This is a genomic window from Actinokineospora spheciospongiae (assembly GCF_000564855.1).
GTDB classification, from domain to species: Bacteria; Actinomycetota; Actinomycetes; order Mycobacteriales; family Pseudonocardiaceae; genus Actinokineospora; species Actinokineospora spheciospongiae.
In genome coordinates this window covers 25,119-38,092 of sequence record NZ_AYXG01000166.1, presented here as the reverse complement: position 1 = coordinate 38,092, position 12,974 = coordinate 25,119, and the positions used below count along the sequence as shown (strand labels likewise).

The window sequence follows — 12,974 nt, the reverse complement described above, 5'->3', positions numbered from 1 at the left end:
TAGGGGCCCCACCCAAGCGAATCCACCCAGCCGGGCACCCCACACAAATCCCCGGTTCTTCACACACAGCAGGCGAATCCACCCAGCCGGGCACCCCCACCAAATCTCGCCACACAGCAAGCGAATCCACCCAGCCAGGCACCACCAAAGTCCCCGATTCCTGGAACAGCAGGCGAATCCACCCACGGCACCAGAGTCCCAGGCGCCGAACCAGCACAGCCCCCGGGGATCACTCAGGCAGTCGCCACCCCCGCCCACCCGGCAGCCCGTCAGCCGCCCCCGGCCCCCAGGAACCCCTGGCATACCGGTGCACCCGCGGCCTCCCCGCCAGCACCGGATCTCCCAACGCCCACAACCGCTCCACCTCCGCCGCGGTGGTGAACAACGTCTGGTCGTCGTTCAGCACGTCCAGCAGCAACCGCTCGTAGGCCTCCAACGCCTGGCTCCCCGGGAACGCCTCGGCCACGTCCAGGCTCAACTGCGCCTGCCCCACCCGCAGCGCGGGACCGGGCTGCTTCACCCGCAACTCCACCCGCACCCTGGCGTCGTCCGACAGGTCGAACACGATCTCGTTGGGCGCACCCGTCGACCCGAACAACCGCGCGGGCGGCTCGTGCAGCCCCAGGGTGATCGTCCGCCGCGACTCGGCCATCGCCTTGCCGGTGCGCAGCAGGAACGGCACGCCCCGCCAGCGCGGGTTGTCCACCCACACCCGCAGCGCCACGAACGTCTCCACCGCCGAGTCCCCGGCCACGCCGTCCTCGTCGCGGTAGCCGTCGTACTGGCCGAAGACCACGTCGTCGGCGGCGATGGGGCGCAGCGCGTCGAACACCTCGCGCTTGCGCGCGCGCAGCGCGTCGGCGGTCAGCGCCGCCGGTGGTTCCATCGCGAGGAAGCCGAGCACCTGGAACAGGTGGGTGCACACCATGTCGCGGAAGGTGCCGGTCGATTCCATGAACGCGGCGCGGCCCTCGATGCCGATCAGCTCCGGCACGTCGACCTGCACGTAGGCGATCCGGTCGCGGTTCCACAGCGGTTCGAACACGCCGTTGGCGAAGCGGAACGCCAGGATGTTCTGCACCGCCTCCTTGCCCAGGAAGTGGTCGATCCGGAACAGCCGCTCCTCGGGGAACACCTCGTGCAGCGCGGCGTTGAGCGACCGCGCCGAGGGCAGGTCGCTGCCGAACGGCTTCTCCAGCACCAGCCGCGCGCCCTCGGCCAGGCCGGTGCGGCCCAGCATGGACACCATCGGTTCGGTGGTCGTCGGCGGCACCGACAGGTACAGCACGGTCTCGGTCCCCGGGCCCAGTTCGACGCGCGCCTGCCGCACCCGCGCGGCGAGCGCTTCCCCGTCGGCGGCCGTCGAGGTGCGGAAGGTGACGTTGGCCGCGAACCGGGCCCAGGCGTCGTCGTCGAAGTCGTCGCCTGCGAACTTGCGCACCCAGTCCTCCAGCAGCGACCGGTACTCCTCGTCGGTGCCGGGGGAGGTGCGGCCGGAGCCGATCACCTGGAAGCCGCCGGGTATCAGCCCCCGGCGGTACAGGCGGTAGAGGCCGGGGAACAGCTTGCGCCTGGCGAGGTCACCGGTGCCGCCGAACAGGACGAACAGCGTGGGGGCCGGGGTGCCGGTTCGGGTCATCGTGTGCGCTCCTGTGCTCGCTGGGGTCACCGCACCCGAGTGTGCGGTGACCCCAGCCACAAAAGCGCAAGACGTCCCACCACCCGCTGACGCGCACCTGACCGCGCCCGCTCACTTGACGGCGGAACCGGCCACCCAGGCGTCCCACGGCACGGCCCAGTCGCCGTAGGTGTCGTAGACCGGGAGCTGCGGGCCGCCGGAGTTGGCCACCTCGACGACGTCGCCCAGGTTGAAGTGGTCGAAGAACCAGGAGGCGTTGGCCGCGTTGAGGTTGACGCAGCCGTGACTGACGTTGGCGCTGCCCTGCGAGCCGACGCTGTTGGGGTTCTCGTGGACGAACTCGCCGTCGTTGGAGATCCGCAGGGCGAAGTTCTCGTCGGACCGGTACGCCTTCGGGTCCGGCGGGCACACCCCGTAGGTGCAGGAGTCCATCGTGTACTTCTGCTTCTTGTCCGAGATGACGTGCGCGCCCAAGTGCGTCGGGGTGGCGTCCTTGCCCATGCTGATCGGCATCGACTTGACCAGGGCGCCGTTCTGGAAGACGTCCATCTTCTCGGTGGCGCCGTCGGCCTTGGCCACCCACGAGTCGTGCACCTTGAGGGTCAGGTCGCGGTCGGTCTGCCCGTACACGCCGCCGCCGAGGTCCACTCCGTAGATCCCCGCGTGCAGCTTGATCGTCGTCCCGGCCTGCCAGTACTCCTTGGGCCGGTAGTGCGCCTCGCGCTTGGACAGCCAGTACCAGCCGCCGGTCTGCGCCGGGGTCGAGGTGACGGTGAGCGCCTTCTCCGCGGCGGCCTTGTCGGTGACGTCCTGGTCGAACTTCACCACCAGCGGCTGCCCCACCCCGACGTCGGTGATGCTCGGCGCGGGGATGAACGACGGGTAGGCCTGCGCCTTGGGCGACACGGTCGTCACATCGGCCGTCCGGTCCACTTTGCGGCCGTCGGCGTCCACCGCGGTCGCCTTGACCTGGTAGGTCGAGGCGTAGCCCAGGGGTTCGGCGGAGGTCCAGGTCTTCCGGTCGGCCGACAGCGCGCCCTTGACCTGGGTCGCCTTCTTCGCGTTCGTCACGGTGACCGCGTCCAGGGTGCCCTGCTCCGCGGTCACGACGATCGGTGTCGTCGGCGCGACCTGCTCACCCGCCGCGGGCGCCACCACCACCCCGGCCGCCGCGGCGGCCCGCGTGGTCCGGTCCGCCGCCTGCCCGCCGCCCGCGGTGCCCGTGCCGGTGTCGGAGGTGCAGCCGCCCAGCAGCAGGGCGGCGGCCACGGCCGCCGCGAGCACGCCCAACCTGTCCGGTTTGCGCATCTGATCCCCGTGATTCTCGATTGACCGGTTGGAAATGATTCGGTCGAATTGTTCGGGTGTTCCCCGCCTATTCGCGTGTCCCGCTCCCGACGGATTCACTTCCCTTTATACGGCGCCACGGGGAATGCGTTTCACCCGCCCGTGGCGCCGAGGCCGCCGCGCTCCCGCTCACCACCATCACCGCCTGGGAAACCCTCTTCGAGCGCATGGGCCTCACCGCCGACAGCACCGGCACCCTGCTCGTCGTGGGGGGCGCGGGCGGCGTCGGCTCGATGGTCGTCCAGCTCGCCCGCGGGCTCACCGGCGTGACCGTCGTCGCCACCGCCTCCCGCCCGGAATCCCGCGAGTGGGCACTCACCCTCGGCGCCCACCGCGTGGTGGACCACCGCAGGCTGCGCGCGGAGGTGTCCGACGTGAACCGGGTCTTCTCCCCGTTCTCCGAGGGCAACGTGGAGACCTACGCGGAGACGGCGCGGCTGGTGGACGCGGGGGTGCTGCGGACCACGATGACCAGGAAGCTCACCCCCACCACCCCGGAGAACCTGCGCGCGGCCCACGAGGCGGTCGAGGGCTCCGCGATGATCGGCAAGATCGTGGTGGCCACTGAGTAATCAGAACCGGTGATCGGGACCGGTGCCCGCCTGATCCGCGGGCACCGGTCCGGGCGCGATGTCCGGTTTGTAGGGTTGCCGCCATGGCGAGCCAGAAGAAGCGCAGGAACCGCAAGCGCAACCGGCACGGGGGATCGCCCACCACGTCCGCGGCGTACGCCGCACGCCCGCCGCGCGAGGCGGAGTCGGGCACCCGGGTGGCCCTGGTGATCGCCGCGGTCGTCGGCTGGATCGCCCTGTTCCCGCTGTTCTGGTTCGTCATCGCCCCCGCCCTGAGCGACGCGGTGGGCACCGTCCCGGTGCTCGACACGATCGTCGGCTGGCTCCCCGGCGGGCTCGCCATGGTCTACACCGGCGTCCTGGTCATGTTCTGGGAAGAGATCCCGCAGCCGCGCCAGGGCGTCCACGCCACGACCGCGATCGTCCTGGGCGCGATCGGCCTGGTGACCTTCCCCGGCCTGGACGCGGAAGCGATGCACATCGGGTACTTCGCGGGGATCTACGCCAGCATCCTGTCGATGATCGCCTGGCTCCCCGCCTTCGGCGTCGTCGCCCTGGCCCGGCGGCCGTTCACCTCCTCCTGGGAGATCCCGCGCCGCTGGAAGGGCGCCACGATCATCGGTGCGGCGGTCCTCATGCTGTTCCTGGGCGCCGGTGTCATGCGGACGTGGTTCTGACCGCCGCCTGAGGTCTACCGCCGACCCTCGAAGAACGCTATTATCTGAATAGCTTCACTCTTGGGTGCTGGTTGCGCACCCTCCTGCCGGGGGGCGGGGATGTGCCTGCCCCCCGCCCCCTCCGAGAGGAATCCGGTGTCCAGACCTCTGCGGGCCTTGCTCGCCCTGGTGTCCACGCTCGCCTTGGCGGTGGCGCCGATCGCTTCGCCGGGCTCCGCGGTGGCCGCTCCCGGGGATCTGCCGAACGTGGGGACCTGGAACCTCCAGGGCGCCGGCCACAGCACGGAGAACAAGTGGCAAACCGGGGTGGGGTCGCTCATGCGCGAGTACCGCCTCCTGGCCCTGCAGGAGGCGGGCTCCCCGCCGGAGAGCGCGGTCGAGCAGCAGGTCGTGACCACCCCCGACGGCACCGGCCGGGAGTGGCGGGTCCACGAGTTCAGGTGGCTCGGAACGGAGAGCAGGCCGAACTCCTACGTCTACTGGCTGGAGACGGACCCGAACGGCCACCGGGTCAACCTCGCCATCATCACCCGTGAGCGGGTCGATGCGATCGACGTGGTCGCAGGTCCCTACCGCCCAGCCCTGGGCGTGCGCCAGCGCGGCGCCTGGTACTTCAGCGCCCACGGCGCCTCCGGCAGCGGCGGTGACGTGCCGACGTTGTTGAACAACATCAACCAGCGGGTGGGCGCCCACCGGCAGGCGGACCACGCGGACTACCGCTGGTACGCGCTCGGGGACTTCAACCGGGATTTGCGCAACGGCGGCATCCCCTTCGTGGTGAACCCCACCGCCGGTCCCACCCACCCGGCCACGGCGCCCACCAGCCACTACGACTACATGGTGCGGGACAACGGCGTCGAATTGCAGGGCACCGTCCTGGCCGTGCAACTGTCGGACCACCTCGCGGTGCGGTACACCTTCCCGCCCGACGACCAGCCGGACCCCACGCCGACGCAGAGCCTGCGCGTCATGCCGCTGGGCGACTCGATCACCGAGGGCGTGGGGAGCTCCAACCACACCGGCTACCGCTCGGAGCTCTACGACCAGCTCCGCGGCGACGTCACGACCCTGGACTTCGTGGGTTCGCTGAGCTCGGGCGCGATGTCCGACCCGCAGCACGAGGGCCACAGCGGCTGGATGATCGACCAGATCACCGCGGCGGCCGACCTCTCCGTCGCCACCCTGCGCCCGAACGTCGTCACGCTGCACGCGGGCACCAACGACATGGACCGCGGCGACGCCATCGCGGCGCCGGGGCGGATCAACCACCTGATCAACCGGGTGCTCGCGGACTCGCCCGGCGTCGTCGTGCTGGTCGCCACGCTCGTGCCGTCGACCTCGCCCACCGTGCAGGCCCGCATCGACTCGTTCAACCAGACGCTGCACGAGGTGGTCGCCGGGCACCAGGCCGACGGGCACCACGTCGGCCTGGTGGACATGCGCGGGGTGACCACCGCCGACCTCGACGACACCCTGCACCCCAACGACTCCGGCTACCACAAGATGGCCGACGCCTTCCACCACGCCATCATCGGCGCCGTGCAGGACGGCTGGATCACCCCCGGGGGCGCCGTGCCGCCGTCCTGCCCGACCCCCGGCGGCAGTTGGCTGCCCCGGGGTCAGATCGCCTCCGGAACCGGCTTCGCGACCGGCCCCTCGGTCCGCTTCGCCGACCTCGACGGCGACGGCAGGGACGACTACCTGGTGCTGCACCCCGGCGGTGCCGTCGACGCCTGGCGCAACAACGGCGGCGACCACGACGGGCAAGCGGGCTGGGCCCCGATCGGCCGCGTCGCCGGGGGCACCGGCTCGGGCCCCTCGGACACCGTCACCTTCGCCGACCTCGACGGCGACCACCGCGACGACTACCTCGTCATCGGCACCCAGGGCCAGATCAACGCCTGGCGCAACAACGGCGGTGACCAGAACGGCCCGCAGGGCTGGATCGCGCTCGGGCAGATCGCCACGGGCGTGCCCGAGGTCGTCACCAGCAGGCAGATCGAACTGGCCGACGTCGACGGCGACGAGCGCGACGACTACCTCGTCGTCTCCCAGACCAACGCGGTCGACGCCTGGTTGAACAACGGGGGAGACCACGACGGGCACGCGGGCTGGATTCCCCGCGGGCGGATCGCCTCCGGTGTGGGCACGTCCAGCGACACCGTGGTGTTCGCCGACCTCACCTGCGACCGGCTGGCCGACTACGCGTTGCTGGGCCACGGCGGCAGGATCGACGCCTGGCGCAACATCGGCGGAGACCGGGACGGGCAGGCCGGTTTCATCCCCATGGGCCGGATCGCCACGGGCACCAGCGCCCCCGGCGCCGTCCACCTGGCCGACTTCAACGGTGACGGACTGGACGACTACCTCGTGGTCGACCAGAACGGCGTCGTCAACGCCTGGCAGAACAACGGCGGCGACCCGGCCTGACCCCGCGCCGTGGCCCTCCTCGGCGGAGGGCCACGGCTGTTTCCCCCTGGCCCGCGGGCGTTCCCGGGCGGATCGCTGCGTTCCCGCGCCGACCGGATCGGGAGCACGGGATTGTCGGGGGTCGGCGCTAGCGTGCCCGCATGGCGATCCGGATCGATCTGACGCTCGACTGCGCGCAACCGACACCGCTGGCCGCGTTCTACAAGGCGGCGTTCGGCTACGAGGACGAACCCCCGCCCGCGCCGTTCACGACGCGGGAGGAGTGGGTGGCGAGTTTCCCCGAGGACCCGCACGACGACGCCGACGACGGGGCGTGGCTGCACGACCCGGAGGGGGTGGGGCCGCGGATCTTCTTCCAGCAGGTGAAGCAGCCGAAGGTGGAGAAGGTCCGGCTGCACCTGGACTTCCGGGTCGCCGGAACGGGGACGCCGCAGGAGCGGTGGGCGCGGATTCGCGCCGCCGCCGAGCGGATCGAGGGGTCGGGGGCTCGGCGGCTGGCGGAATTCGACGGCCACCACGTGGTGCTGGCCGATCCGGAAGGCAACGAGTTCTGCCTCGGCTGACCTACTCCTTGCGTCCGGTGTGGACGGTCAGGGCGTGCAGGAAGAAGACGTCCCGGCGGTGCAGCACGCCGTGCGGGGAATCGGGGTCGAGCAGGGTCTCCAGGGTGGCCTTGTCCTCGGGGAGCAGGGCGTCGGCCAGTTGGTCCCTGGTCATGGTGAGGCGGGTGTGGACGAACCGGCGGTCCTCCGCCGACAGGGGGGCGGGCAGGTCGGCCAGGAAGGTCTTGGTCCCCGCCGGGGTCAGGCCCGCCTTGGTGATCATGCCGGTCCAGTCCTCGACCGCGGCCGCCGTCTCGGGCAGGTCGGTGCGCATGTCGCTGAACCAGTCCTGGGCCGCGGCGTCCATCCTCGCCTCCAGGCCGGGGGTGCCCAGGCCGAGGTCGCGGGGCAGGCAGCGCGGCGGCAGCCCGCCCTCGACGACGGCCAGGACGCCGCCGGGGCGCAGGGTGGCGGCCAGCGCGTCCACCGCGGCCTGCTGGTCGCCGACGTGGTGCAGGGCCCGGCTGGACCAGGCCAGGTCCACCGGGTCCAGGCCGTCGACGCCGCCCGGGAGTTCGGCGCGGTGGGTGCGGAACCGGCCGCCCAGGCCCAGGCGCTCGGCGCGGGCGGCGGCCCTGGCCAACAGCCCGTCCTGGGGGTCGAGAGCGGTGACCTCGGCGTCGGGGAAGGCCTCGGCGAGCACGCAGGCGGCCAGCCCCGGGCCGCTGCCCGCGTCCAGGACGCGGGCGACCGGGACGGTGATGAGGCCGCTGAGCCAGGCGGCGGCGTCGGCGTTGAAACCGCGGTGCAGCGCGCCTTCCTGCTCCAGGATGTCGCCCATCACCTCGTGGGAGTAGTCGTGGTGGCCGTGCGGTCCGTGCGCCTTGTGGTTGTGCATGGCACCAGCCTGCCCCCGATCCGGAAGTCTGGCAAAGATCGTTGCCGATCCGGCAAACCTCGGTCATCGCGAGCGTCCTGCTGCGTGATCACGCAGCGTGTTCTGTTGCCCAAACGAGTGGAAAGCCGCAAAAGATCTTGGCGTCGGGCGTGCGAGTTGGTTGTCTGCACGCGAAGCCCTCGGCCCACGGGCCACCGCACGAGAGAGGTCGGGTGCCGTATGCAGCCGTTCGAGCTGCCCGAGTTCTACATGCCCTACCCCGCGCGCCTGAACCCCGACCTCGACGGTGCGCGGGTGCACAGCAAGGCATGGGCGTACGAAATGGACATGATCGACGTCCCGCAGGAGGGGACGGTCATCTGGGACGAACACGACTTCGACTCCCACGACTACGCCCTGCTCTGCGCCTACACCCACCCGGACTGCCCCGGCCCGGAACTCGACCTGGTGACCGACTGGTACGTCTGGGTCTTCTACTTCGACGACCACTTCCTGGAGCTGTTCAAGCGCACCCACGACATGGCGGGCGCCCGCGCCTACCTGGACCGCTTGCCGCTGTTCATGCCGGTCGAGGGGGCGATCACCGAGGTCCCGACCAACCCGGTGGAGGCGGGCCTGGCCGACCTGTGGGTGCGCACCGTCCCCACCATGACCGCCGACTGGCGGCGCCGGTTCGTCGACAGCACCAAGGCCCTGCTCGACGAGTCGCTGTGGGAACTGGCGAACATCAACGAGGGGCGGCTGTCCAACCCGATCGAGTACATCGAGATGCGCCGCAAGGTCGGCGGCGCCCCCTGGTCGGCCAACCTGGTCGAGCACGCGGCGGGCGCCGAGGTCCCGCACGTCATCGCCGCCTCCCGGCCGATGCACGTGCTGCGCGACACCTTCTCCGACGCGGTGCACCTGCGCAACGACCTGTTCTCCTACGAGCGCGAGGTCCACGACGAGGGTGAGCTGAGCAACGGTGTGCTGGTGTTCGAGAAGTTCCTCGACGTCGGCACCCAGGAGGCCGCCGACGCCGTCAACGACCTGCTGACCTCCCGGCTGCACCAGTTCGAGCACACCACGCTGACGGAGTTGCAGCCGCTGTTCGACGAGCACGGCGTCGACCCCGAGGGCAGGCTCAAGGTCCTCGCCTACGTCAAGGGCCTTCAGGACTGGCAGTCCGGCGGCCACGAGTGGCACATGCGCTCGAGCCGCTACATGAACAAGAACGCCCAGGCGACCCAGGCGCCGTTCCCGTTCGGCCCCTCCGGCCTGGGCACCTCCGCCGCCCGGCTGGTCCCGGCGCTGCTGGAGTCGCTGGCCGTGCGCGCCCGGCGGCACGCGAACGTCCCGTTCCGCCCGGTCGGCGCCCTCCGCAAGCCCCCGATCGACCTCCCGTTCGGCACCACCCTGAGCCCGCACCTGGCCCGGGCCAGGGAGAACGTGGTCGACTGGGCCGCGCGGATGGGCATCTTCGAGCCGGTGCCCGGCGGCCCGGCGCACGAGGGCGTGTGGACCGAGGAGAAGATCCGCGACTACGACCTGCCGCTGTGCGCGGCGGGCATCCACCCGGACGCGAGCGCCGAGCAGCTCGACATCACCTCCGGCTGGCTGGCCTGGGGCACCTACGGCGACGACCTGTACCCGGTCGTGTTCGGCCGCACCCCGGACATGACCGCCGCCAAGGTCACCACCGCCCGCCTGGCCGAGTGCATGCCGATCGACGGGACGCCGACCATCGTGCCGGTGAGCGCGCTGGAACGGTCGCTGGTCGACCTGTGGCAGCGCACGTCCGCCCCGATGACCCCGGAGGCCAGGGAGACGTTCCGGCGGACCATCGTGGTGATGACCGAGAGCTGGTTGTGGGAGCTGGAGAACATGCACCTCAACCGCATCCCGGACCCGGTGGACTACATCGAGATGCGCCGCAGGACCTTCGGCTCGGACCTGACCATGGCCCTGTCGCGGATCGGCCACGGCCAGACGGTCCCCGCCCACATCTACCAGACCCGCCCGGTGCAGGCCCTGGAGAACTCCGCCGCCGACGTCGCCTGGATGATCAACGACATCTACTCCTACCAGAAGGAGATCCAGTTCGAGGGCGAGGTGCACAACCTCATCCGGGTCGTCGAGCACTTCCTCGACACCGACCTGGAGCGCGCCACCGCCGTCGTCGGCCGGATGCTCGCCGACCGCCTGGCCCAGTTCCTCCACGTCATCGAGGTCGAACTCCCCGCCCTGTTCACCGACTACGACCTCGACGCCGACGCCCAGGCGATGCTGCTGCACTACGCCGAGGAGCTGAAGCACTGGATCGCGGGCATCCTCATCTGGCACGAGGACTGCCGCCGCTACCGCGAGGAGGACCTGCTCCGCCAGTTCGGCCCCGCCTCCCCGGGCGCGGCGGCGGCAGCGGCGGTCCCGGCGACCGGTTCGGTGTCGACCTCCGGCCCGACGGTCGTGGCGAGCCTGCGCGGCCCGACCGGCCTGGGCACCTCCTCCGCCCGCCTCACCTCGCCCGCCGCGGTGGCCGGGCGCTGACCCGCCCACGGGCCCGCGCCACCCCGCGACCGCCTGCTCGGCCCCGGACGCGCCCCGAGCCCACCACGGGCTCGGGGCGCGTCCGGGGAGGCGGCCACCCCGAGAACTGCCTGCCCGGCGGCCGGCCACCCCGGGCGCCGCCACCGACCCCCACAACCGCCTGCCCGGCCGGCGGTCACCGAACCCACTGGCCCAGCGGCCCGCACTCCGCCAACCGCGGGTCCGGTCGCCAACCGCCCCCGAACCCCCACCGATTCAGCCACCCCGGACCCCATCGGCGCAGCGACAAGCGGCCACCTCGAAAACCGCCGGTCCGGCAACCAGCCACCGCGCCCCCGGCGCAGCCGCCTGCCACGCCGAGCCGATCGGCTCAGCCACCGAACGTGTCGGACTCATCGGCGCAACCGCCGACCACGCCGCCGACCGCCGGCCACGCCGAACCCCGCCATCCGCCTGCCTGCCGTGCCGAACCGCCCGACGAACCGCAGGCGGGGCACCCCGGAAAAGATCTCGGCTCTTGAGCCGGAGCACACGGCGCAGTCCAGGCGAAGCGGACCCGCGGCAAGAGACCGGGCTCCGACACAGCCACCGGAAGCCGACACCCGCCCGGAATTCCTCCACCCAGCGGACTTCCCGGGCCGGTCCACCGTGGCACACTGCCTCACCGTGCGACCGCTGCTCTGGACCCCGACCTACCGGCGGGTGGTGCGGACCGCGTTCGCCACGGTCCCGCACTACCGCGAACTGTGGGCCCTGCACGGCCGCACCGACCCGACCCTCGTACCCGGCCGCACCGGCGCCCACGCGGGCGCCACCCCCGCCGAGGTCGCCGTCGAACGCCTCCCCGACCTCGTCCCCCTCCGGGGCGGCCCGGCCGAGGCGAACCCGTACCGCGGCCTCGAAACCGCCCCCCTGGGACACCCCGTCCCGCTCGCCGCCGCCCGCGACCACCCCGGGGCGGGCATCATCCGCGACGACCTCCTCGGTGTCCTGGCCGTGCGCGCCGACTGCGGCCGGTGGCACCTGTGCCACCGCGACGTGTACGCCCGCGCGACCCCGCTCGGCCTGGCCTTCACCCTGCTGCGGCAGCGGTCGCCGATGCTCGTCGACATCGCCCCCGGCACGCAGGGGGCCGTCGGCGCCTGCCCGATCCACGGAAAACCGGTGGTGGAGCTGTGAGAGCCGACGTGTTGGACCCGCGCACCGACCCCGAACCCGCCTACTGGGACGACCTGCGCACCCAGGCCGGTCTGCGCGCCGACTGGGCGTGGCCGGTGCTCGCCGTGCAGGCGTGGGGCGCGCGCACCCCTCAGTTGGTCACCGTCCTGTTCGACGGTGCCGAGCCGGTCGCCGCGGTGAACGCCGGGTGGCTCGGGTTGCCCGCGGGCCGGTTCTCCTTCGCCCGCGCCGGGTCCCGGCCCCGGCTGGGGGCGCTGCACGTGCGCGGCCCCGGTTCGGCCGCCGTGCCCGGTTGGTGGTCGGCCGAGCACGTGCCGCTGGCCGAGTTCGCCGACGCCTACACCAGGGCCGCGCGCGCGGCGCTGGGGCCGGGCGCGCTCGGGGTGGTGTGGCGCCAGGTCCGACCGGACCAGGTGGACCAGATCAAGCACCGGGTGGGCAAAGCCCTGACCACCGAACCGCTCTGGACCATCCACACCGGACGCTGGACCGACCGCGAGCAGTGGCTGATGGCGCTGTCGCGCAGCAGGCGCAGCAACCTGCGCGGCATCGTCAAGCGGATGACCGCCGACGACAACCTGGAGGTCCGGGTGCAGACCGGCGCGGTCATCGACGACCGCCCGGTGGCCGAGGTCATGCGCTGGAACGACGCCAAGTACGGCGGTGCGCTGATCCCGCGCGTCCGGGTCCTCGGCGGGTACCTGCGGGAGCTGTCCGCGCAGCCGGACGTGCGCAGCTACAGCTACCTCGACCGCTCCACCGGCAGACTGCTGGCGTTCGGCCACGTCCTGGACCACCCGCAGCGGCCGGTCGTGCGGAGCTGGTCGCAACTCCCCCGCGACCGGGGCGGCATCCGCGACCTGTACTTCCACCACCTCGCGAGTGTGGTCGGGTGGAGCATCGACGAGGGCAGGCTGGGCCTGGAACTGGGCAAGGGCAAGTCCCGGGAGAAGGAGTCACTGGGCGCCGAACCGACCGAACAGGTCGCACTGGCCGTGCCGACGCGCTGGTGGTGACCGGCTGCCGACCACTCCACTCGGGCCGTCGGGCTTCGGGGGCGCCCGATGGTCGCGCGGCGGTCCAGGCGTTGAGGACGTCGGCGGGCCCCCAGACGAGGCGCGGTCGTCGCCGATGCTGGTGATGTCGGGCCAGGGGAGTGCCTGG

10 protein-coding genes are annotated in these 12,974 nt (G+C 72.0%); 7 read left to right on the top strand and 3 right to left on the bottom strand.

The features are described 5' to 3' along the window. Positions 1-229: 229 nt before the first annotated feature. Positions 230-1,639 carry a glucose-6-phosphate dehydrogenase gene (gene zwf / locus UO65_RS22005; RefSeq protein WP_035285774.1) on the bottom strand — a complete coding sequence of 470 codons (1,410 nt, stop codon included), beginning with the start codon at positions 1,637-1,639 and terminating at the stop codon, positions 230-232. Positions 1,640-1,750: 111 nt separating this feature from the next. Next, the gene (locus tag UO65_RS22000) at positions 1,751-2,947 is read right to left on the bottom strand and encodes a L,D-transpeptidase (RefSeq protein WP_035285772.1); all 1,197 of its coding nucleotides are present in this window, start codon (positions 2,945-2,947) and stop codon (positions 1,751-1,753) included. A gap of 206 nt (positions 2,948-3,153) precedes the next feature. Here UO65_RS22000 and UO65_RS21995 point away from each other — a divergent pair, with 206 nt between their 5' ends. The 4 genes from UO65_RS21995 to UO65_RS21980 all read left to right on the top strand — a co-directional run bounded on the left by UO65_RS21995 (position 3,154) and on the right by UO65_RS21980 (position 7,228). After that, positions 3,154-3,558: a zinc-binding dehydrogenase gene (locus UO65_RS21995; protein ID WP_052021553.1), complete on the top strand. Its 405-nt coding sequence runs from the start codon at positions 3,154-3,156 to the stop codon at positions 3,556-3,558. A gap of 83 nt (positions 3,559-3,641) precedes the next feature. Then, positions 3,642-4,235: a hypothetical protein gene (locus UO65_RS21990; RefSeq protein ID WP_035285770.1), complete on the top strand. Its 594-nt coding sequence runs from the start codon at positions 3,642-3,644 to the stop codon at positions 4,233-4,235. A gap of 135 nt (positions 4,236-4,370) precedes the next feature. Next, complete coding sequence (locus tag UO65_RS33535; RefSeq protein ID WP_161784493.1) at positions 4,371-6,665, top strand: FG-GAP-like repeat-containing protein; 2,295 nt, start codon at positions 4,371-4,373, stop codon at positions 6,663-6,665. Positions 6,666-6,805: 140 nt separating this feature from the next. Then, a complete protein-coding gene (locus tag UO65_RS21980; RefSeq protein WP_035285767.1) occupies positions 6,806-7,228 on the top strand; it encodes a VOC family protein in 423 nt (140 codons plus the stop codon). A gap of 1 nt (position 7,229) precedes the next feature. Here the strand turns inward: UO65_RS21980 and UO65_RS21975 are convergent, their stop codons facing one another. Next, positions 7,230-8,105, bottom strand: coding sequence for a class I SAM-dependent methyltransferase (locus UO65_RS21975; RefSeq protein ID WP_035285765.1), 876 nt, complete (start codon positions 8,103-8,105; stop codon positions 7,230-7,232). 219 nt (positions 8,106-8,324) lie between these two features. Between UO65_RS21975 and UO65_RS21970 the strand changes: the two genes are divergently transcribed. The 3 genes from UO65_RS21970 (at position 8,325) to UO65_RS21955 (ending at position 12,826) form a co-directional block, all read left to right on the top strand. Then, positions 8,325-10,631, top strand: a complete 2,307-nt coding sequence (locus tag UO65_RS21970) for a terpene synthase family protein (RefSeq protein ID WP_035285764.1) — start codon at positions 8,325-8,327, stop codon at positions 10,629-10,631. A gap of 666 nt (positions 10,632-11,297) precedes the next feature. Next, the gene (locus UO65_RS21960) at positions 11,298-11,810 is read left to right on the top strand and encodes a hypothetical protein (protein WP_233427789.1); all 513 of its coding nucleotides are present in this window, start codon (positions 11,298-11,300) and stop codon (positions 11,808-11,810) included. After that, a complete protein-coding gene (locus tag UO65_RS21955; protein ID WP_035285758.1) occupies positions 11,807-12,826 on the top strand; it encodes a hypothetical protein in 1,020 nt (339 codons plus the stop codon). The genes UO65_RS21960 and UO65_RS21955 overlap by 4 nt, the downstream gene beginning before the upstream one ends. Positions 12,827-12,974 lie beyond the last annotated feature (148 nt).